Annotated in this window: 19 protein-coding genes; 10 read left to right on the forward strand and 9 right to left on the reverse strand. The window is 36.2% G+C overall.

What is annotated here, in order from left to right; genetic code table 11:
- Positions 1-92 precede the first annotated feature (92 nt).
- Complete coding sequence (locus HMPREF3129_RS17380; RefSeq protein ID WP_012367826.1) at positions 93-830, forward strand: phosphatase; 738 nt, start codon at positions 93-95, stop codon at positions 828-830.
- 86 nt (positions 831-916) lie between these two features.
- On the opposite strand, the gene cyaB is transcribed toward HMPREF3129_RS17380, so the two are convergent.
- The 3 genes from cyaB to HMPREF3129_RS17395 form a co-directional block, all read right to left on the reverse strand.
- A complete protein-coding gene (gene cyaB, locus HMPREF3129_RS17385) occupies positions 917-1,465 on the reverse strand; it encodes a class IV adenylate cyclase (protein WP_012367827.1) in 549 nt (182 codons plus the stop codon).
- Positions 1,466-1,916: 451 nt separating this feature from the next.
- Positions 1,917-2,312: a DUF2628 domain-containing protein gene (locus HMPREF3129_RS17390; protein ID WP_004242555.1), complete on the reverse strand. Its 396-nt coding sequence runs from the start codon at positions 2,310-2,312 to the stop codon at positions 1,917-1,919.
- A gap of 310 nt (positions 2,313-2,622) precedes the next feature.
- Positions 2,623-3,057, reverse strand: a complete 435-nt coding sequence (locus HMPREF3129_RS17395) for a universal stress protein (RefSeq protein WP_004242557.1) — start codon at positions 3,055-3,057, stop codon at positions 2,623-2,625.
- 639 nt (positions 3,058-3,696) lie between these two features.
- Between HMPREF3129_RS17395 and ftnA the strand changes: the two genes are divergently transcribed.
- The 4 genes from ftnA to HMPREF3129_RS17415 all read left to right on the forward strand — a co-directional run bounded on the left by ftnA (position 3,697) and on the right by HMPREF3129_RS17415 (position 6,413).
- On the forward strand, positions 3,697-4,200 hold the full coding sequence (gene ftnA / locus HMPREF3129_RS17400) for a non-heme ferritin (RefSeq protein WP_004242561.1): 504 nt from the start codon (positions 3,697-3,699) through the stop codon (positions 4,198-4,200).
- Between the two features lie 532 nt (positions 4,201-4,732).
- Positions 4,733-5,125: a copper homeostasis periplasmic binding protein CopC gene (gene copC / locus HMPREF3129_RS17405; protein WP_004242563.1), complete on the forward strand. Its 393-nt coding sequence runs from the start codon at positions 4,733-4,735 to the stop codon at positions 5,123-5,125.
- Positions 5,125-6,024 (forward strand): copper homeostasis membrane protein CopD, encoded by a 900-nt coding sequence (gene copD / locus HMPREF3129_RS17410; RefSeq protein WP_004251471.1) that lies wholly within the window; start codon positions 5,125-5,127, stop codon positions 6,022-6,024. Before copC ends, copD begins: the two co-directional genes overlap by 1 nt.
- Positions 6,025-6,071: 47 nt before the next feature.
- On the forward strand, positions 6,072-6,413 hold the full coding sequence (locus tag HMPREF3129_RS17415) for a YebY family protein (protein WP_004242565.1): 342 nt from the start codon (positions 6,072-6,074) through the stop codon (positions 6,411-6,413).
- A 300-nt stretch (positions 6,414-6,713) separates the two neighbouring features.
- On the opposite strand, the gene HMPREF3129_RS17420 is transcribed toward HMPREF3129_RS17415, so the two are convergent.
- The 3 genes from HMPREF3129_RS17420 to HMPREF3129_RS17430 all read right to left on the reverse strand — a co-directional run bounded on the left by HMPREF3129_RS17420 (position 6,714) and on the right by HMPREF3129_RS17430 (position 10,685).
- Positions 6,714-6,956: a DUF1480 family protein gene (locus tag HMPREF3129_RS17420; RefSeq protein ID WP_004242567.1), complete on the reverse strand. Its 243-nt coding sequence runs from the start codon at positions 6,954-6,956 to the stop codon at positions 6,714-6,716.
- A gap of 212 nt (positions 6,957-7,168) precedes the next feature.
- Positions 7,169-9,487 carry a PqiB family protein gene (locus HMPREF3129_RS17425; RefSeq protein WP_004242568.1) on the reverse strand — a complete coding sequence of 773 codons (2,319 nt, stop codon included), beginning with the start codon at positions 9,485-9,487 and terminating at the stop codon, positions 7,169-7,171.
- Positions 9,429-10,685: a membrane integrity lipid transport subunit YebS gene (locus tag HMPREF3129_RS17430; protein ID WP_036918221.1), complete on the reverse strand. Its 1,257-nt coding sequence runs from the start codon at positions 10,683-10,685 to the stop codon at positions 9,429-9,431. Before HMPREF3129_RS17430 ends, HMPREF3129_RS17425 begins: the two co-directional genes overlap by 59 nt.
- A 277-nt stretch (positions 10,686-10,962) precedes the next feature.
- On the opposite strand from HMPREF3129_RS17430, the gene HMPREF3129_RS17435 reads away from it, so the two are divergent.
- The 5 genes from HMPREF3129_RS17435 to htpX all read left to right on the forward strand — a co-directional run bounded on the left by HMPREF3129_RS17435 (position 10,963) and on the right by htpX (position 17,844).
- Complete coding sequence (locus tag HMPREF3129_RS17435; protein ID WP_004242571.1) at positions 10,963-11,460, forward strand: GAF domain-containing protein; 498 nt, start codon at positions 10,963-10,965, stop codon at positions 11,458-11,460.
- Positions 11,461-11,555: 95 nt separating this feature from the next.
- Positions 11,556-12,248, forward strand: a complete 693-nt coding sequence (gene proQ, locus HMPREF3129_RS17440; protein WP_004242572.1) for an RNA chaperone ProQ — start codon at positions 11,556-11,558, stop codon at positions 12,246-12,248.
- A gap of 19 nt (positions 12,249-12,267) precedes the next feature.
- The gene (gene prc, locus HMPREF3129_RS17445; RefSeq protein ID WP_004247931.1) at positions 12,268-14,328 is read left to right on the forward strand and encodes a carboxy terminal-processing peptidase; all 2,061 of its coding nucleotides are present in this window, start codon (positions 12,268-12,270) and stop codon (positions 14,326-14,328) included.
- A 905-nt stretch (positions 14,329-15,233) separates the two neighbouring features.
- Positions 15,234-16,586, forward strand: a complete 1,353-nt coding sequence (locus tag HMPREF3129_RS17455; protein WP_004242576.1) for an OprD family outer membrane porin — start codon at positions 15,234-15,236, stop codon at positions 16,584-16,586.
- A 379-nt stretch (positions 16,587-16,965) separates the two neighbouring features.
- Positions 16,966-17,844: a protease HtpX gene (htpX, locus tag HMPREF3129_RS17460; RefSeq protein ID WP_004242578.1), complete on the forward strand. Its 879-nt coding sequence runs from the start codon at positions 16,966-16,968 to the stop codon at positions 17,842-17,844.
- Between the two features lie 102 nt (positions 17,845-17,946).
- Here htpX and HMPREF3129_RS17465 read toward each other — a convergent pair whose 3' ends face one another.
- From HMPREF3129_RS17465 to HMPREF3129_RS17475, 3 genes are all read right to left on the reverse strand, one after another.
- Entirely contained in the window at positions 17,947-18,870 is a 924-nt protein-coding gene (locus tag HMPREF3129_RS17465) for a hypothetical protein (RefSeq protein ID WP_036918224.1), read from the reverse strand.
- A 275-nt stretch (positions 18,871-19,145) separates the two neighbouring features.
- Complete coding sequence (locus HMPREF3129_RS17470) at positions 19,146-20,537, reverse strand: L-cystine transporter (RefSeq protein WP_004242579.1); 1,392 nt, start codon at positions 20,535-20,537, stop codon at positions 19,146-19,148.
- A gap of 241 nt (positions 20,538-20,778) precedes the next feature.
- The gene (locus HMPREF3129_RS17475; RefSeq protein ID WP_004242580.1) at positions 20,779-21,345 is read right to left on the reverse strand and encodes a metal-dependent hydrolase; all 567 of its coding nucleotides are present in this window, start codon (positions 21,343-21,345) and stop codon (positions 20,779-20,781) included.
- Positions 21,346-21,604 lie beyond the last annotated feature (259 nt).

The raw sequence follows: 21,604 nt of genomic DNA on the forward strand, positions 1-21,604 counted from the left end.
ATCCACGTCCTTTAGGGCGTGGAGGATGTCAACTTTAGAAAAAAAAGGCTATTGTGTCAGTTGTTATAGTATGCCAGAAAAAGGGGAGCTTTATGTATCCAGTTGATTTACATGCACATACCATTGCGAGTACACATGCTTATAGTACGGTTAGCGAATATTTTCAACAAGCTAAAAAGAAAGGGATTAAGCTATTTGCGATTACAGATCATGGTCCCGATATGGATGACGCTCCTCATGAATGGCATTTTTCAAATTTGCCGGTGATCCCCAGAATGGTCGATGGTGTTGGTATTCTTTATGGCATCGAAGCAAATATCAAAAATATAAAAGGTGAAATCGACTGTACTGAGAAGATGAGTAAAAAATTAGATATTGTACTCGCTGGTTTTCATGATCCTGTTATGGGATCACTAGGTATGGTTGATAATACTAAAGCGCTTATTGCAACAATAAGTAGTGGTTTAGTACAGGTGATCACCCATCCGGGAAACCCTAAATATCCTATAGATATTAAGGAAGTCGCAAAGGTTGCTGCTGAGTTCAATGTTGCATTAGAAATGAATAATTCTTCTTTTATACATTCTCGAGTAGGAAGTGAGAAAAACTGCATTGAAATAGCGAAAGCGGTGCTTGATGCCGGAGGTTTAATTGCGCTAGGCTCCGATTCACATATTGCATCATCTTTGGGGAATTTTGAGCGAGTATTAGAAGTATTGGCGGAGATCCAATTTCCACAACAGAAGATATTGAATACATCACCAAGAAAGGTGCTTGATTTTTTACAAGCTCATGGCAAAAAAGAGATCACAGCGTTTCAACATCTTTGAGATAGTGAAAAAGCTTAAAAGCTAGCATTATTAAATGTTAGCTTTTTTCAAGTATCTTATTTGCTCGAGATTGTGCATCGTGTTAGTTAAGCTAACTTGCTTAAAAGCATTGTTTTATAGTTATGATGCTCTTGCTCACTATCATTAAAGCCAAATTGATATGCTAAGTTATGTAACTGTAATTTATAGTCAGCAAGTTTACTCTCATCATCAGTCATAATAGCAAATTCAGCAAAGTAACCAAGATTGTCTAATTTATCGATAGTGATATGAAATTGCTCTAGAAAGTAGATTTGACGGGATTTTGTATAGTTTAAAATACAGTGATAACCTAATGTTTTAAACATCGAAACCGTTTTTTCTGCATCTTCTATTTTTACTGCTTCACATTGGGCTTGTTCTGGGCCTTTTACAATTAATAAATTGATACCAGAGGGGATCATTTTTCTTACGCATAAACTTATAGAGGGAGCAGGGAAAGGCGTATTGGGATGTTCTAAATACCAATCTGTTTCATCATTTTTCGATATAAATAAAGTTGCTCCAGCGAGTTGTAATGCATCAATAAAATCTTGAGGTCGTTTTAAGTGGTATTTCAATTCTGCTTCAAATTTACCTTGAAAGTGTTCAGACATCTCTTTTCCTTATCAATTGATTATTCAATATAGCATTATTTATTGTTTGTTGTTCATATTAAAGAATAACCCTAAGATTTAACTGGGTTATAAATATTGTTATTAAATTTAAAATATAGCAAATGATAAATTGAATATTGTATAAATAGTGATAAGTGTTTTTTATGTGTTATTTTTTAGTGAAATTATTTATTTTATAAAAATAATTTATGTTTTTGATTTAGGGCCAAATCTTGTATTTTATTTAATATTAAAGTGAAATTCTTAACTAATTAAATGATCACAAATCGCTGGGTAAATTTTTCATATGTGAGAAGGGCGAGGGAAAAGGTGAAAAATGAGGATTAAGCCATAAAAAAAGGGCTACTGATGAGCCCTTTTAGGTAGCAAAAAACACTGATTTTCTGCTAATTTGATTAATGTTAATTTAACTTAACTTATTGATCTATTTTCAGAATACACCGGTGAACGGGTTCCAACCTTGATCATTTTTCTTTTCTTTTAAGTAGTAAGCATAATTAGCTGTCGCCGCCCATAAGAAGTTGAGCACAATACTGACTACATTGAGAATTGAAGGGCTTAGGGAAAGTCCTTCCACGATAAAACTTACCACAATGATAATAGCAACATTAATCCCGAATAAAGTTAATGCTTTACGCCATAAACCAAGGATAAGAAAATAAATAAAGCCAAAGAAGAAAGCCCAGATATTCATCCCAATTAGAATACGCTTACCGAAAGTCAGTGCTTTATATGCAGCCTTGTATTCTGGAGATTTAGGAGAACCATATTTTTCGAAGAAATCAAAACGCTCTTCCCATTTGGCAGAATATTCTTTATTCATCATAATTCCTGTTAGAGGGTCATTTAATTGTAGTCATAAAAAAACGCATTTTTACATAAAGTAACTTTGCAAACAATATAGATTTATTAACATTTTATTAATATATTATTTTGTATAATAAATATTATCTTACACGCGATATGAGTTTATTTTCATAAAATTCTTATTGTTAAAATGTTTATTTCTTTTTTATAGGAAGAATAAGATTTTGAGACAATAAAATTTTATTCTAAAGAGATTATTTAGATAAAAAAATAAGAAATCAGGTTATTGGTGTAACCTGACTTCTGATAGGAAAAATCTTGGCGTTGAGTTATCGAACAACTAAAACAGAAGATTCTGCATAGCTAACAACGGAAGAAGCTGTCGAGCCTAGTAAGTAGGTTTTCATTCCAGGGTTACGTGAGCCTATCACAATCAGATCAGCTTGGATTTTTTTTGCGGTCTCTAAAATACGGTCGCGTGGGTTACCTACGGAAATATAAGATTGAGATGTACTATTGGGAATTTCAATATGAGATAAACTATCATTTAACGTAGATAATGCAATTTCAATACGCTGCTTATCATTGGCAAGACGGTCTTGGTTGCCAAAAGCAAATCCGACAAAGGACTCATAGCTAGGAATAACAGATAAAAAGTGGATATTTAGTTTATCGGCCATCGCTAATGCTTTGAGATGAGTGACAACTTTATCCAATAAACCAAGCTCAGTAAAATCGATGGGAACTAATACAGTTTTTGTCATAGTGGCTCCTCATTAACCTTTTATATGTTGGGGGGGGGTAGCGGGTTGTTATTATATGCACCAAAAATCAGTCACCTCTTAATATTATCAGTACAAATAGAAAACGGTATAAAAAAATAGAAATATTTTCATTTTTGAGATATTCATATTTATTTTATGTAAAAAGGTTGATCTATCATAAGATTGCTATTGATGGTAGAAAACGTAATAAAAAAGATAATAATAAAGGAAAATATCTTGATGTTTTTAGTAAATATCGATATTCCATATGACAAATTATATTTAATATAAATTAGAGTGTGCAGTTTTAGAGTGTTACTAAATTTAATAGAAGACTATAAAAAGTGAATTTATTTGTTTTTAATAAAATTTATTTTTGAAGAAATGAGTGTAACTAAAAATATCCTTTACATACAATGGGTTGTGTGTAATTAATATTTATTTTGGCCATAATGGTTAATGATAATCAATTCCATTAATTATTATTTGTTTTTAAGTCACCATAAATGAGATTGGTTTTTATTTTTATTCTCTCTAAAGGTATAAAATATATAAAAAGTATATTTAAATTTACTATATTTTTATTTTTAGCTGTGCATAATATCCATAATGTTAATTTTCATGGTTAGGAAGTAAAATATGTTACATCAAGATATGATCAATAAACTCAATGAACAGCTGAATCTTGAGTTTTATTCAGCTAACCTTTACCTGCAGATGAGCGCTTGGTGCGATGATAAAGGATTTGATGGTGCTGCCAAATTTTTAAAAGCACATTCCCGTGAAGAAATGGAGCATATGCAACGCTTATTTGATTATTTAAGTGATACAGGTGCTATGCCTTTGTTAGGGACTATTGAAGCACCACCCGCTGAATTTTTATCTTTATCTGATTTATTTACTAAAACTTATGAGCACGAGAAGTTTATTACAGCTGAAATTAATAAACTTGCTCACTTAGCAATGACAACACAAGATTACTCAACATTTAACTTCTTACAATGGTATGTTGCTGAACAACATGAAGAAGAGAAGTTATTTAAATCTATTCTGGATAAACTTGCTATGGTCGGTGATGGTGGTAAGGCATTGTTCTTGTTAGATAAAGACTTAAGTGCTCTTTCTACATCCGCGCATATTTAAATAATAAGAATAACTATACTGCTGTTTTAACCTGGTTGGTTAAGTGCATATAAGCATTGCTCAGATTAACATAATAAGCTCTACTGTAATCGCACAGTAGAGCGTTTTTTATCGACCCAGTTAGTGCAATATTGCATATCCATATAACTATTTTATATAGACGTAATCGATTTTTTATTTTTCTACTCCTTTAATTTAATCATTTCTTAAGCTTTGCTGATTATTATTTTGTCTATTTTCTGTTCTTTCTATTCTCTAGTTTGAGTCGTCGATTTATAGCCTATTTTAGTTTGGTTTTTAGATTATTTGGTTATGTATTGAACTGTGTAGTGTGTCAATTAAAGTATTATATTTTTGTTAAGTGTAAAAAGGGTGATATTTGAAACAAAAATGGCGCTAAATAAGTTATATTTTGAGTGCTAGTTCACAACCTTTTATTTCAACGATAAAGAAGCGCAGATATTAAAGTCAATTTGCTATAAAATCTTCTTTATCATAAATAGAAAAATCACCTGTAATTTAAGAGGTTATTATGTCATTAAACACACTTAAGACATCATGGGGCAAATTATCCGCCATCGCTGTTTTATTTTTAGGCATGTCATGCCAACAAGCCTTAGCACACGCACATCTAAAATCACAATTACCTGCAGAGGGTGCAGCTATTGAACAAGCGCAAGCACCAAAAGTGATTACACTCGATTTCTCTGAAGGGATTGAGTTGGCCTTTAGTAAAGTAAAAGTCACTGATAAAGAGGGTAAAGAAATTACTGTCGGTAAATTAAGTCTTGATCCCGTTAACAATACAAAATTGTTATTGCCATTAGAAGGTGAATTAGCAGAAGGGAACTACTCTGTAGATTGGAGTGTTGTTTCTGTCGATGGGCACAAAACAAAAGGTTCTTATCAATTTAGTGTAAAATAATGACTCCTGAAGACGTTTATATTTTATGCCGAATTTTTCATTTTGTGGCAGTCATGTTCATGTTCGGACTGAGCTGTTCGGCTGCCATTCTCGCTAAAGAAAAGTTTGTTCCTCTTATTCAAGTACGCTTACGTCCAGCATTGGCGATTAGCACTATCACTGTATTTGTTTCCACTTATTTATGGATGATAGTGCAATCAGGCATTATGGGAGATGGCTGGCAAGACGCTTGGTCACTAACAATATGGCAAGCCGTATTGGGAACCTCTTTTGGACAAATTTGGCAATGGCAATTAGTTTTATCCTCTCTCGCATTAATCGCTCTCTTTATTCATCAACGTAGCATTAGAAATATTAGTCTGTTACTTATCTCAACATTGATGCTTGTGCTGCATGCTTTTATTGGCCATAGTGCCATGTTTACAGGTAGTGAAGCCGTAATTTATAAACTAAATCAGAGTATCCATCTTATTAGTGGAGCGTATTGGTTTGGTGGTTTATGGCCTTTTGTTGTGTGCTTACAGTTTTTGCGTAATAAAGATGAATTAGCTGATGGCATGATCAAGCCTATTATTGCCACCATGAAACGCTTTTCATTATTCGGTCACTTCGCTGTTTTATTGGTTATAGCTAGTGGGATTGTGAGTGCCATTATGTTACTCCCCGGTTGGCCTGCGACAACACAACTTTCCTCAGAGTACCAAAGTATGTTATGGCTAAAAATAGCCTTTGTTGCCTTGATGTTAGGATTGGCATTAGTGAATAGGTATGTATTAGTGCCTCATATCCGTAAGAAGAATAACTTTCAATGGTTGCTTATTAATAGTTGGTTTGAGTTATTACTTGGTAGCATGGTTATTTTGACAGTGGCCATTTTTGCGATTAACTCACCTGTATAGATTGATATATACTTGTATTAATCTATTTTTTTAAGTGGAAGATAACCATGAAACGTTTTTTATTTGCGGGCATATTGATGCTTTTTTCTTTTCAAACTTTCAGTGCACCAATATCAACAGTCAGTAAGCTTCAGTTTGGTGATGCTTGGCCATTCACCCGTGAAGAAGTCATGCTAAATTGTCGTGCAGATGGTGCTTGGTTTGTGATTAATCCCGCAACTTTAGCTCAATATCCACTTAATAATATTGCCATGGAACAAATGAAAAGTGGCAAAGTTAATGCTCAACTGATTGATAGTATTCTACTTCCTGATCCCAATACACCTGATAAGAAAAAATCACTGGAAGCTATAGAAAGTGCATTTTTGTCTCTTTGTGAAAAAAACTAATCATTTGATTGAATTGCAATAAAAAAAACACATTTGTTATTTGTTTGATTTAAAAGATAAAAAATGAGTTATTTGATTTTTTATAAAGAATATGAAGTGTGGTAGGAGTGTTTACTGGATCTTTACATATTGTTAGCTATTATTTAACAATAAGGTTGTGAAATAGATGTGGCATAAGCAGTTTTTTGCACGCTATTTTCTCATTCAGTATCACTTTTTAGCGCACGGCTCGCAATGAGCCTTTTCCCTAAGCCAGGTAAATGATTTACCTGGCTTTTTTTACGATGCTTTAACATGCGATTAGGCTACTTTTAAAATCCAATGGTGGTTTTCTTTGTCATAGGCATGACGATAAAGCAGAATATTTTTATCTTTCAGTTGCGCAGGAATGCTGGTGTTTTCATCCCATCCATCTAATTGCATACAAAACTCTTTATCATAATCACATGGAATATGAACATAAGTGAGTTGGTTATCGGAAGAGTGTTTCAAAGTAACATCTTCAATTTCATAACAAGCAATTTTTAAGGTTGTTTTATTCATGCTATAGCTCCAAGGTTATGCGATGTTGTGTTGTGCTTTCATAGTTTAAGCTTAAAAGTGAACAGCATGGTGAGCACTTTTTAATCGGACAGTTTTAAGCATAGTATAAATGGAAGTCATTTCCAAAGTATTTTTTAGCAATAAAAAAAACGGATCAAATTTTGTGATCCGTTTTAAATAAATGTGTTAAATAAAGTTGATGATATTACCGTTTATGGCTTAGGTATCGCAGTACCCCATTCATTCCACTCTTTTGGCTCTTTAGCATTGAGAATGAAATTCTGCTCTTGTTTTGCTTTAGCCTGGAGTGGGGTTGATGGCGGTGTAGCAAATGTAATGCCACCACGTATAAACTGCTTAAATGTACCGCTGCGGAATACTCCACCAGTTAAACCAAATGAGAAGTTATAACCTGATGAAAGCCAAAACTCTGTGTTATTACGTACCAGATATTGATATTTCTGACTAATTCTAATGTGGATCAATACTCTGTCAGACATATTACCTAATTCTAGTCCGGTTACCGCACCCACTTCTAAACCACGATAATAGATAGGTGTGCCAATTTGCACAGATCCTGCTTCAGTCGCATTCAATACAAGGTTAAGGCCGTCTAGATACCGAGAGTCGGTAATATTTGCCGTTTGTAATTCAAATATGCGGTATACGCCACCATTGCCTGGCTCTGCCTTGATATAAGGCTGAATAAGAGAATCTAAATTATCGAGGCCTGAAGCGGTTAACTCAGGGGTGACTACCGCAAATCGGCTTCCTGAGCGTGCAAAAGTTTTCACATATTCAGGGTAGAGTACCGCTGATACACTCACCGCTTTTTTATCCGCAGAAAGGGTTAGCGTTTCCACCTGACCGATATCAATACCTAGATAACGAATAGGCATTCCTTCAGAAAGTTTACTGGCATCGTAGGTTTTTAAAGTAATTTGAGCACCAATGGCTCTAGCACTCGTTTCGCTAGGATAAAGTTTATATCTTGAAACATTGTTATTAATATTTTCAAAGTTATCAAAGCTTATCGCGCCTTTTAAGGCACGGTTTAGCGGCGTTGCTTCTACCGTTAATCCCGCACCATTTAATGAAACCTTCGCAGCACCTTCAGTCCAGAACACACTCTTTTCAGTAAGCAGGTGACGATATTGTTTAGAAATATGGACATCAATATCAAATTCATCCATTAAAGGCCGTACATCGACGATTTCTCCAACTTGGAATTGGTGGTAAAGCACCACGGAACCTTTTTGAATACCCGGTAGACTAGCTGCTTTAAGTGTCAAAGTGACAGGTAACTCATTGCCCTCAATACTTGCTTTAGCATAAAAATCATTGCGATAAAGGCGATATTGTTCTTTAGGGGCGCCTTGGCTACCCGGAATAAGGTGGATACCGCCTTCAAGCCACTCTTGAGGTGTGGCTCCTTGGATCTCAATACCATTTAAGCCCATATTGACGTTAATTCGGCTATTAGCGACAAATTTGCTGTTTTCGTAAATATAGTGTTTGTATTCAGGTGCAATGATGGCATCGAAAATAACCCCATCATCACTGATGTTGCGCTGAATAATTTGTCCTATCGTAATGCCTCTAAATAGAATAGGTTGCCCGGCATCTACACCCCAGCTCTCTTCACTGGTTAATGAGATAATTAATCCATCTTCACCATATAAGGCTTTGCCTGCATCCACGGAAGTGGCAGACTGTAGCACAAATTGTTGATTTTCTTGGGCTGGGGGACTATTTTCCGGAGAATCAAAGGCAATAGCACCATTAATTAAAGCAGAAACACTTTCCATTTTAATAGAAGCACCACTCTTTAGATTAAAGTTGCCCTGAAAGCCGGATACATTCCAAAAATGACTATCTTGACGGATCAGATGAGCATATTGTTTATCAATACTCAGCTCGATAAAAATACCTTGATTATCTGGACGTATGGCATAGCTGTAAACTTTACCGACCGGAACTTTGCGATAATAAACTTGAGAGTCGACATTAAGAGAGCCTAAATTATCCGCCGTTAAGGTGATAATTTGTTGGTTTTTATCAATGTTGGCTTTAGGACGAACCTCTTGAGCAACAAATTGAAACTGCTTTTCCCCATCTCCAGGAAGCATACTGATATAGTTGCCTCCCACTAAGGCATCTAATCCCGAAACACCAGAAAGACTGGCTTTTGGGGTAACAAGCCAAAATTGCGTATTTTTACGTAATGCATTAGCAAGGTTTTTTCGAATATCAGCGGTAACAATGACTCGGCGTAAATCATTACTGAGCGTCACGTCCTGTACAATACCTACATCAACACCTTGGTAACGGATAGGTGTTCTCCCTGAAACAATACCAGAGGCTGATTGAAAATCGATGGTGATTTGTACGCCTTTTTCTTGCCAGTGTTGGAAAAGCAACCAACTCGCAATAAAAATAGCGATAACAGGGAGTAACCAAAAAGTCGAAATTTTACGTTTGCGACGTATTTCGGCTTGGGTTGCCTGTGTGTTGTTTTCTTCTTGTTGCATAAGTATCCCATAATAAACGACTATCAAACCATTCAACGGCAAGGATAGTGAGAATGACAGCTGTACCAAAATAAAAAGCTGCAGGTCCCATAGTGAATGTCATTAACTGATCTCGATTAATTAATGACATCATCAGCGCAATCACAAACAGGTCGAGCATTGACCATCGGCCGATCCAAGAGACAAATCGATAAAGTTTCATGCGCAATAGAGGGTGAATACGTGAGTTAAAATGAATGCTCAATAGTAACCCCAGCATAATGATTATCTTAAAGAAAGGCACAAAGATACTGGCAATAAACACAATAATTGCAATAGGTGTATTACCTGAATTAATTAAAGAGAGAACACCAGAAAAAATAGTGTCTTCATTACGCTGGCCATTTAAATAAAAGATTGAGATAGGTAATAAATTTGCCGGTAATAGCAAGATCATCGCTGTAATGAGTGCTGCCCAGGTTTTTTGCAAACTCATTGGTTGACGAGCAATATAGCAAGATTTACATCTTGGGCAATGGCTCGAAGGTGGCTTTTTAAAATGGTAATGACATGCATGACAGGTTGCTGGACTCGTTTTTATCTCTTTTTGCGGATAAAACTGTTGCCATAGTTGATCCATATTAATGTTAATAAGCATTAATAGACTTAAAACCATTAAAGCTGAAAAAGCAACTAAGCCATGACCAATATAGATTGTGGCATAATCGCCTAGTTTTATGGTGGCAACACCAAGGCCAATTAAATAAACATCAAGCATGACCCATTCTTTTAGCTTACCTAACATTAATAGCACGGGACGTAAATTTAGATGTAAACGAGCCCCTAAATGGAGATATAAAATGGCAATGGGTAGACTAAGAGGAGCGGCAACGGCACAAAAGGCAACCATTGTTGCCGTTAATGGAGAGCCTTGTTGTGACATTAAGCGAATACCGTCAAGAACATTGGCTGATATCATGGTCCCTAATAAATGGATCTTGATAAGAGGTTGAGTAAAAGCGATAGACGCGAATATCAGCATGGTGATAGAAAGAATTAATAGCCGAGTTAATGACCAATCACGATAGGTCGCTAACTTGGCTTGACATTGTGGGCAATAGGCGTCTTCGCCGCGCTTGAGGTCTGTAGGAAGTGATACGAGGTGGTCACACTCCTGACAATGTATTGATTTGCTTTCTTTGGTGACTAAATCGCTCATTTATCCGCCTATTTGGTCTTTCTTCTCGCTTATCCTAGCTTAAGCCCAAAAAAAACCTCTATACTCAGTGGGTCACAAATTACCATTTTTATTATATTTACGCTTTTCATTTTACAATAATAAGTATCTGATTTTTTTTGTGCGCTTTTAGTGTGTATTATCGTTTTTTTGTAGACTTATTGAAAAGTCTGTATTCAACCTCAAGATAAAATAAGCTAAATTACAAGATATGTTATCTATTTTAGTTATGCTTTCGTTATGCAAATAGGATCTTCTGATGCCACAATTAAATTTTTATCAGGAACTCACTGATAATTTGTCAGCCTTGTTGTCTGGTGAAAATGACTTTATCGCATCACTTGCTAATACCAGTGCATTGATTTACGAGAAGTTAGACAAGATAAATTGGGTCGGATTTTATCTTAATGATGGTAACTCATTAGTTCTTGGTCCTTTCCAAGGTAAAGTGGCTTGTGTCAGGATTGGTTTTGGAAAAGGAGTCTGCGGAACGGCATTCTCAGAAAACAAAATTCTAAGAGTTAATGATGTGCACCAATTTAGTGGACACATTGCATGTGATAGTGCAAGTCAGTCTGAAATTGTTCTACCTTTAGAGGTAAATGGACAAATTATCGGCGTTCTCGATATCGATAGCCCTATTTTTGGTCGTTTTGATAAAAAAGATGAAAATGGGCTTAAAGCGTTGTGTGACGTGCTCTGCGAGCATTTAAAAACGTGTCATACCGCAAAATATTGTGAATTTTGTGTAAGATAACAGGCGTTTGCCGTAGAAATTGTTGGCAACACTATTATAATGTCGCTTGTTCATGCCTGCGCTGGTTGGCAAAACCGTTGTAATCAGGAAATTTCATGGAAAATCAACCTAAGTTGAACAGTAGTAAAGAAATCATCGCTTTTTTAGCGGAACGTTTCCCTAAGTGTTTTATCGCTGAGGGTGAAGCACGCCCTTTGAAAGTCGGTATTTTTCAAGATCTCGTTGAGCATCTAAAAGATGAAACTCAGCTGAGTAAGACACAGTTACGTTCTGCCTTACGCTTGTATACCTCAAGTTGGCGCTACCTTTATGGTGTAAAAGAAGGGGCTAAACGTGTCGACTTGAATGGTAACGACTGCGGAGAGCTGGAAGCAGAGCATATTGCACATGCTCGTACACAATTAGCCGAAGCGAAAGCGCGCGTTCAAGCTCAACGAGCTGAGCAACGTGCTAAAAAGCGCGAAGCTGAAGGTGATAAGGAGACCAGTAAACGTCCGGCAGCGAAAAAGCCAAATCCTCGTCGTCAAGCACCTAAAGATGGTGAAAAACGACAGCCTCGCCCTCAAAAGCAAGCTAATCAAGCGCCTCGCAAAGCGCCACGCCAAAATACTGAAAAGTTAACCCCAGTCAAAGACATCTCAGTGCTTACTGTAGGTCAATCGCTGAAAGTTAACGTTGGAAGTAGCGTGATGGATGCGACAGTGCTAGAAATAGCGAAAGAGGGTGTACGTGTACAATTGCCTAACGGTTTGGCAATGAATGTACGCACGGAACATTTAAAGTTCTGATACGGAGGCCAACCAGAGCATGAACAAACTTTTAAATGTGGCTTTTGCTATCGGATTAGCGTTAACAGGCACTTCTGCTGTCATGGCTGATAAACCAGCCACGCCAGCCATGGTGACTATTAATCAATTACCGACATTAAAGCAAGAGCCACAACATTCCACAGTGAGTGAACGTGTCACCGCTCGTTTTGAACGTTCCCACTATCGTCAATTCTCGTTAGACGCGAGTTTTTCCGAAAAGATTTTTAATCGCTATCTTAATTTATTGGATTATAGCCATAACGTATTATTAGCGTCAGATATTGCCCAGTTTGATAAAGATAAAACTAAAGTGGGTGAATATTTAAAAACAGGTGAATTAGGTCCCTTATATGATCTATTTAATCTTGCGCAAAAAAGACGTTTTGAGCGCTTTCAATATGCTTTAAATCGATTAAATCAACCTATCGATCTCACTGGACAAGATAAATTTCAGTTAGATAGAACCAAAGCGCCATGGCCGAAAACGCAAGCTGAATTAGATAAGCTTTGGGATGAAAAAGTAAAATACGACTGGCTAACACTTAAACTCTCTGACAAAACAGACAGTGAAATCAAAGAAACACTGACAAAACGTTATAAAGCTGCATTACGTCGCCAAACACAAAGCCAAAGTGAAGACGTATTCCAAATTATCATGACGGCTTTTGCGCGTGAAATTGATCCCCATACCAGTTATTTATCACCAAGAAATACGGAAGCCTTTGATTCAGAAATGAGCCTTTCATTAGAAGGGATTGGTGCCGTATTACAAATGGATGATGATTATCCGATGATTAATTCCATGGTAACGGGTGGACCGGCTGCTAAAAGTAAAGCGCTAAAAGTAGGTGATAAAATTATCGCTGTCGGTCAACATAATAAACCCATGGTTGATGTGGTTGGTTGGCGTTTAGATGACGTTGTCGCGTTAATCAAAGGTCCTAAAGGTAGTCAGGTTAAACTAGAAGTTATCTCTGATGAAAAAGGAGCGAAGCCAAGAACTATCACTTTAACAAGAGAACAGATCCGCCTAGAAGATAGAGCGGTCAAGTTAACCGAAAAAGTGATTAATGGTGATAAAATCGCTATTTTAGATATTCCTAGTTTCTATGTCGGCTTAACTAATGATGTGAAAACCCAACTACAAAAAGTGGCTAAAGACAATGTATCTGCTTTAGTTATTGATTTACGTGGTAATGGGGGCGGTGCATTAACGGAAGCTATTGCATTATCGGGTTTATTTATTCCAAGTGGTCCCGTCGTTCAAGTCCGTGATAATAATGGTCGAGTACGCCAGGATTATGATCGTGATGATGTTGTCTATTATAAAGGGCCACTAGTGGTTATCGTTAACCGCTTTAGTGCTTCTGCTTCTGAAATTTTTGCTGCTGCAATGCAAGATTATGGGCGCGCATTAATTGTTGGTGAGCAAACCTTTGGTAAAGGAACGGTGCAACAATATCGTTCATTGACACGAGTTTATGATCAGATGTTAAGTCCTGATTGGCCTAGTTTAGGTTCAGTTCAGTACACTATCCAAAAATTCTATCGTATTAATGGCGGAAGTACCCAATTAAAAGGGGTGACACCAGACTTGTTATTACCAAGCTTTGATAATTCAGAAATGGGGGAAAGCAATGAAGATAATGCTTTACCTTGGGACAGTATTCCACCGGCTAATTATAAGCTGTCTGAGTATTCAGAGAAAATAAAACAAGCACTACCTACATTGACAGATCAACATGCTAAACGTATCGCGAATGATAGAGAGTTTTCATATATCTTTGATGATATCAAGCGCTACAATGAAGCTAAAGCCAAAGGTGAAGATAAGTTTATTGTTCTTAATTTTGCAGAGCGCGAAAAAGAGAATAAAGAGCTAGAAGCCATAAAATTACAGCGTATTAACCAACGTCTTAAGTTAGAGGGTAAGCCGCCACTAAAATCACTTGATGATTTACCGAAGGATTATGAAGGCCCTGATCCTTACTTAGATGAAACGGCTAATATTGCGGATGATCTTGCAAAGGTATTAAAACCTAAGAAGTTATTAAATTAAGTTTTTCTACTTAAGAAAGTGATTCAAATTTACCCCCAATAGTTGATTAATCAATTATTGGGGGTTTTTATTTCCCTATATTTGTCTGAAAAAGTATCTGGTATCTAATGCTTTATAATAACCTTAGTTATATCTTTAGTGAGAAAATCGTCTCATACTATTATTTCGCTATTTTTCTCAGTAGTTATATTTAGTTACCAGTAACATAAGGATTCATTAAGATATTTAACTGCTTTTATATAAAAATATTCTTAATATCATGTAATCTAAGTTTTTATTTAAAATCTATTTGATGCTAGCTTTGAAAAATATAAACAAATGGAATACAAGGGGTTTTAGATAAAAAATCTTTTATAAGGTAAATAAAAACTAGATTTTTATCTATTAAATAAGATAAAAAAATAAATGCCTTATTAAATGTGATTAAATTCACATTTAATGGTTTACTTATTGCAATAAATGTAACATGTTGTGACAATGATCGCTCTAGTTGACATAAAATTACGATAGCATACAGATCATAAAATTTTGTATCATTCTGACATACTAAGGTAATAGTAACAGATTAAAAATCTCACCCAAATGCTAAGTGCAAAATCTCTTCTCATCGGCGCAGTTATATAAACGCTAGAATGCGCTGATTTTAGAATAGATTTTCTCATTAAGGACTAATGACTAGAAGGTAAGTTATTTATAATTTGCTTAAGCATTTTATTGCTCAAAAAAGTAAATAACAATGTGGTGAGATGACTACCTAGCATTATTGATGCTAAAAAAATAGCGATTTGGCTTAAGTTTATACAATTTAAGCGAGCGTTACTTTTAGCTAAATATAAAAATAGTACTTTGTTTAACTTATTGAATATAAATAAATTTAAATAGTTATTAACCAGGTTGAATTTAAAATGAAACTAAAAAGAATGGTGTTGTTTATGTTTTCCCCTTGTTTTTTAGCTGTGAGCGCTGCTAATGCTGGGAATTGGGAAAATACAATTAAAGAAAGCTCATTTATTTCTGATTCTGAACTTGAGCTGACTACCATTAATATGTGGAAATACCTAAAAACAGAAAACCGTTTTGATAAACAAGAGCAACGTTATAGAAAACAAGTTGCTAATGCTTGGGGTCAAAACTTCCAAGCTGATTTCAGATCTGGCTATTTAGGTGGCATTCTAGGATTCGATGTTTCTTATTATGGTGGTATTAAATTAGGAGCAAGTAAAGACTTCGCTTCTCGTGCCATATTATATAATGATGATGGTGAAGCAAAAGGCTATAACAAAATTGGTCAACGTTTTGCAAAAGTGAGATTCGATTTAGATCCTGTTTTAATTAATGGTAAAGCGGGTTGGTTTACCTTGAAGAATACAGGTATTTTTACTAACTCACAGCGCTTATCATTAAACAGTTATAACGGTTATTACACTAATACGGCGATGGGTGATTGGAGTTTAGATTTGCTGTATCTCGACGGAAAAGTTATGCGTCGTGATAGTCCAAATATCGATAGAATGTATTTCAGTGATGGTAATGGTGTTAGACATAATATTGACCATGTTATTACTGGGGGAGTTAACTATAATTCCAAACCATTAAAAGTCTATTATTTCTATGGTCAGGCGGATGATGTATTCCGTCAACACGGTTTAGAAACAAAATATAAGTTAACATCAGACGTTACTCTAGGTGGTGTTGTTTATTACCACGATTATGGCAGTGAAGGAAAACGCACATTAACCAATGCTAATGCAGGTAAACGTAACTTTGATAAGGATGCATGGCACTTTGCTGGTACTATGGAATGGCGTATTCCTGAATCAGCCTGGACCATTCGTACGGGTGTGACTTATACCGATGCGAAAAAAGCCAATGGTGTTGGTCAATTTGCGCGTAACCCAATTGGAAATACTCGTGGACGCTTTAACTCACCAGCTTATGCAGATATTGACTATGTGCGTGATGGTGAAGTGATGGGGGCATTAGAAGCTGCATACAAAGTTAACAATGAGTTGTCTGTTGGTGCACGAACTAACTATAGTGAATTTAGTTACTCCGGCGAAAGATTAAAACAAGGGCAGTTTGGCTTATTTAGCTACTGGAAGCCAACGGCTAATCTTTCTATTTCTTTAAGTGGCGGTATTGGTTGGCACCATCAACAAGAAAATGATTACACCACACCAAAACTGTATGATGGTCACTCACGACGTGCTCACTCATTATCAGGCTCTATGACAACGACATATCGTTTTAAAATGTAATTGTTTATAGGGTAAGGGATAACAGAATTCATCCCTGTATAGGTGCGTGGCTTGCCTGATGGTAAGCCATGTACAAAAATAGATAAAGCTGGCATCCAAGCCTTTAATCTAACAAAACGCCTTCAATTAATTTATTTTGTTAAAATTTCATCACTAGGCATTTATTTTTGGGCCTATCTTGCCTAGACTGTTATTCCTCCTCTATGTGAAAATAATCCTCCATAATTTAGCTACTAATTACATTTTCTTTTATTAAAATGTAAAGTTATATCGTTTTTAGTAGCAAACAAGTTAAAAGACTTGATAAAATAAAAAAAAGCCTTATTTATAAGATAGTTTTTGCAATGTGGTAATTAGATAAAATAGGAACAGTATCAATATGATGAGGATTGCCTTATTCCTGTTAACAAACTTAGCTGTCATGTTTGTGTTCGGGATCATCTTATCTTTAACAGGTATTCAAGGCCGCAGTGTTCAGGGTTTAATGATCATGGCTGGCCTATTTGGTTTTGGTGGTGCATTTGTTTCTTTACTTATGTCAAAATGGATGGCATTACGATCCGTTGGTGGTCAAGTGATTGAAAATCCAACCTCTGAAGTAGAACGTTGGTTACTTGATACTGTAAGACGTCAGTCTGAGCAAGTGGGGATTAAAATGCCTCAAGTTGCAATCTACGATGCACCAGATATTAATGCGTTTGCAACTGGAGCTCGTCGTGATGCTTCGCTGGTGGCGGTGAGTACCGGATTATTAGCCAGTATGAGCCGTGACGAAGCGGAAGCTGTTATTGCACACGAAATTAGCCATGTTGCCAACGGTGATATGGTAACGATGACCTTATTACAAGGTGTTGTGAATACTTTCGTGATCTTTATCTCCCGTATCATTGCTCAATTTGTGGCGAATTTTATTTCGAGCGATGAAGAGAGTGAAAACAGTAACGGAAACCCATGGGTATACATGGGCGTTTCTATGGTGCTTGAAATTGTCTTTGGCATTTTGGCAAGTATTATTACGATGTGGTTCTCTCGCTACCGTGAATTCCATGCGGATGCAGGCTCTGCAAAACTGGTTGGCCGTGAGAAGATGATAGCGGCATTACAACGCTTAAAAACCAGCTATGAGCCACAAGAAGAGAGCAGTATGATGGCTTTCTGTATTAATGGCCGTAATAAGTCATTTAGTGAGTTATTTTTATCACACCCGCCATTAGATAAGCGTATTGAAGCACTACGTAGTGGCGAATATCTCAAGTAAAAGAAACTATTAGCGATAAATAATTTTTAATTATCAGTTTACAAATGCCAGAGACAGAAATGTTTCTGGCATTTTTTATGTATAAAAATAATCAGTTAGAGATTAAATTTTATGCTCCATTGGCATCAAGGTGCCCGTTACCGCCCGATAAAGAAATACCATTCCTAAAGAGCCAAACGAAACGAACAATGAAGCAATCGGCAGTAAAGGCAATGCATCTCTAGGAAAAACGTATGCTAATAGTGGGAAAGCATAAACAGCAGGCACTCTCATCTTAAATATAGACAATAGTCCCCACATTAATGGCATACTCAGTAATGCGACAACAACCCAATGATTTATTATCAGGTATAAGGTAACGCCAATAGTTGCAGATAATGTGAGCACTATTGATTGTTTGATAACCATACGCCAAGAATACATTTTCATATGCAGTGATTCATAAATAACAACAGCAACGGGGGGCAAAACTGCCAAATGTGGATAATTAGCTAAAGAAGCAACAATAATACTTAAGCCAATAATTACTGCATATATTGCCATTAAATTAGGTTTAATTTGCGCTTCACGATTAGAATTAGTTTTTAATTTAGCAAATATCACAACAGCCATTAAAATAAACGTTGTGATAACAATCGAAAAAATAAAAGAAAACTCTGTCGCATTTGTTACGATAGGTAAAAAGCCAGTTGCTAATGCGGGTGCCAAGCTATATTTGAATATACTAAAAAATAGCAGCATACCCATAAGTACTAAAACAAGTTTAGCAATAAAGGGTAAAGTTAATAAATTAATACCAAAACCTAGCAGTGCGGTAACGGTTGGCCATAAAAATACCTTTTCAGGGTGCAACATCCAGTCTTGTTCACGGTAGACCCATAATGCAATAGCCATTGCCGCTATTTCAGGCAATACAATTTCGCGATCATTGCCTAAACTCGCGATAGCTATCATTGCCAGAATAAAAATAAATGCCCCTGAATAAGAATATATCGATTGGCGTCGAGTCAATGTAACATGTTGCATATCAAAGCCCTTAACTATCTTAGAAATCATTAACTATAAAAATGATTAGCTATTACCTTAGGGGAAGGTCAAGGAATAAAGTAGTTAAATATCTTAAGATTAGTGGTTATACCTAATATCAAATCATAAATATGTTCATTTAGTTGATGATTAAGTTATAGCCGGTATTACTTAATTTTAATAGAGCTTATAAACAAAAAGGATAGCTAGGCTATCCTTTTTAGATTGCTGACAAAGTCCTCACTTTTTGCTGAGGACTTTGATTTGTTAATCATTTATTTAACATTAAGTTCAGCTTCTTCTTCCTGATTAAAGATCTCTTTATCTGTTTGGCGCATCATTTGGCTAGTAATAGTACCTGCGGTCATAGAGCCACTGACATTTAATGCAGTACGACCCATATCGATAAGAGGCTCCACAGAAATCAGTAGGGCAACCAGTGTAACGGGTAATCCCATTGCTGGTAAAACGATCAGGGCTGCAAAGGTTGCACCACCACCGACACCCGCAACACCTGCTGAGCTAATGGTTACGATACCCACCAAAGTGGCAATCCAAAGAGGATCGAAAGGATTAATACCGACTGTTGGTGCCACCATAACGGCTAACATAGCAGGATAAATACCGGCACAACCATTCTGACCAATTGTCGCACCAAAAGACGATGAGAAACTGGCAATCGATTCAGGAACACCAATGCGACGAGTTTGTGTTTCGATATTTAATGGAATACTGGCCGCACTCGAGCGACTTGTGAATGCAAATGCTAATAATGGTCCTGCTTTTTTGAAGAATTTAATTGGGCTTAAGCCAGTAAATCCAACTAATAAACCATGAACGACAAACATTAAGCCCAGCGCAACATAAGAGGCAACAACGAAGCTACCGAGTTGAATAATGTCATGCAGATTGGAGCTTGCCACAACTTTAGTCATCAGTGCCATTACACCGTAAGGTGTTAATGCCATGACGATACGGACTAACTTCATGATCCACGCTTGTAAGCTATCAATCGCTGCTAATACTTTTTCACCGCGAGGTTTATCTTCTTTAAGCAGTTTTATTGCAGCCATTCCTAGGAATACCGCAAAGATAACTACACTAATAATCGAGGTTGAGCTTGCACCAGTTAAATCGGCAAATGGATTTTTAGGAATAAAAGATAAAATTAATTGAGGTACAGTTAAGTCAGACACTTTACCTATATAATTATGTTGAATAGCGGCTAAACGCTGCGCTTCCTGTTCCCCTTGAACAAGACCTTCAGCTGTTAAACCAAAGATATTGGCTATAACAATACCGATAAGAGCAGCAATTGCCGTTGTAAATAGAAGTGTACCAATGGTTAGTGCACTAATTTTTCCCAATGATGATGCTTGGTGTAAACGTGATACTGCACTTAAAATAGAAGCAAATACCAATGGCATAATGATCATTTGTAATAGTTGTACATAACCGTTACCAACGATGTTAAACCAAAGGATAGATTCTTTAATAATAGGATCGTGTGCGTCATAGAATGCATGTAACGCCAGCCCAAACACCACCCCAAAGACCAAACCGACAAGAACTTTCTTTGACAGGCTCCACTGACGTTGGCTTAATTTAGCCAAGATGAGTAATAGCACAACAAAGACGAGTACGTTAATAATTAACGGAAAATTCATCTTAACTCTCCAACGAGATTTTTATATATAAATTTGGCGATTGTATGCGATATGAGTTCTTAGGTAATAAGAAAGGATATAACAGCATCAACTCGCTATATGGTAACAGTATTGTTAATAACTTTTTATAATCAATTATTCTTTTATATAGTCGTTTAGTTATAAAAACAAGGAAGATTGGTATAAAAAAGACTAATTAACTATAAATAGATAGAGGAAAGTAGAGAACTGTCAAGGAGAGTTAAAAAGGTGTACGTTTATCGTGGTACATTTGTAACCAGTGATTTATTTGTGTGGGAAGAGAAAAAGTTAGGTGTGGGGGCAGAAATAGTGCACCAACTAAGATGATGACAGAAATAAATCGTTCTCCTTTTTTGCTATTTTTTTTCGCTAAAATCGGTAAGGCAAAACGCATTTTTAGTGGCCATAAAAAAGGTACACCTGATGGTGTTAGCATATCTGCCAGTAGGTGACTTAAGTAACCTAGCAAAAGGGCGTGAAAAAAATCAGCCGAAATCGTGATATAAGGCGCAACTTGTGTTTCCCATAAAATGGCTAAACCACAAAAGGCGAGTAGGCTATGTGTGAAGCCACGATGACCACAGAGTTTTGATAGCGGTAATGAGATTATCCGAAAGAGGCGTCCTAATATAGAGCCTGGATGATCTAAATCTGGTAGTAGTGAACCTAATAAGACAGCAGGGATCATGTGAAACCAATCACCTTGAGCAAGAACGGGGGTTATTTCTAATTTCTGTGCTAAGACGAGTGTTGCAACAGAAAAAAGTAAATGTCCTTCGGCTGTCATTCCTTATCTATGCCTATATGCGGTTTTTACCGCCTGCTGTTCATTTATACAGTGCTTAAGTATAAAAGGTTTTTACAGCAACTAACAGACATAAAAGATAAAAATTGCCTTAATTATTAAGCAATAACAGAAATATTTTATTCGGATGTGTTAAAAATAACCAAATTTTAGATAAGGGATGAGAATTAATATAGAAAAAGGATATCGACAATAAATGATATCCTTCTTTGACATCCTCCACGCCCTAAAGGACGTGGAT

Source organism: Proteus sp. HMSC14B05 (genome assembly GCF_001808035.1).
In the GTDB taxonomy this organism is placed as follows: domain Bacteria; phylum Pseudomonadota; class Gammaproteobacteria; order Enterobacterales; family Enterobacteriaceae; genus Proteus; species Proteus mirabilis.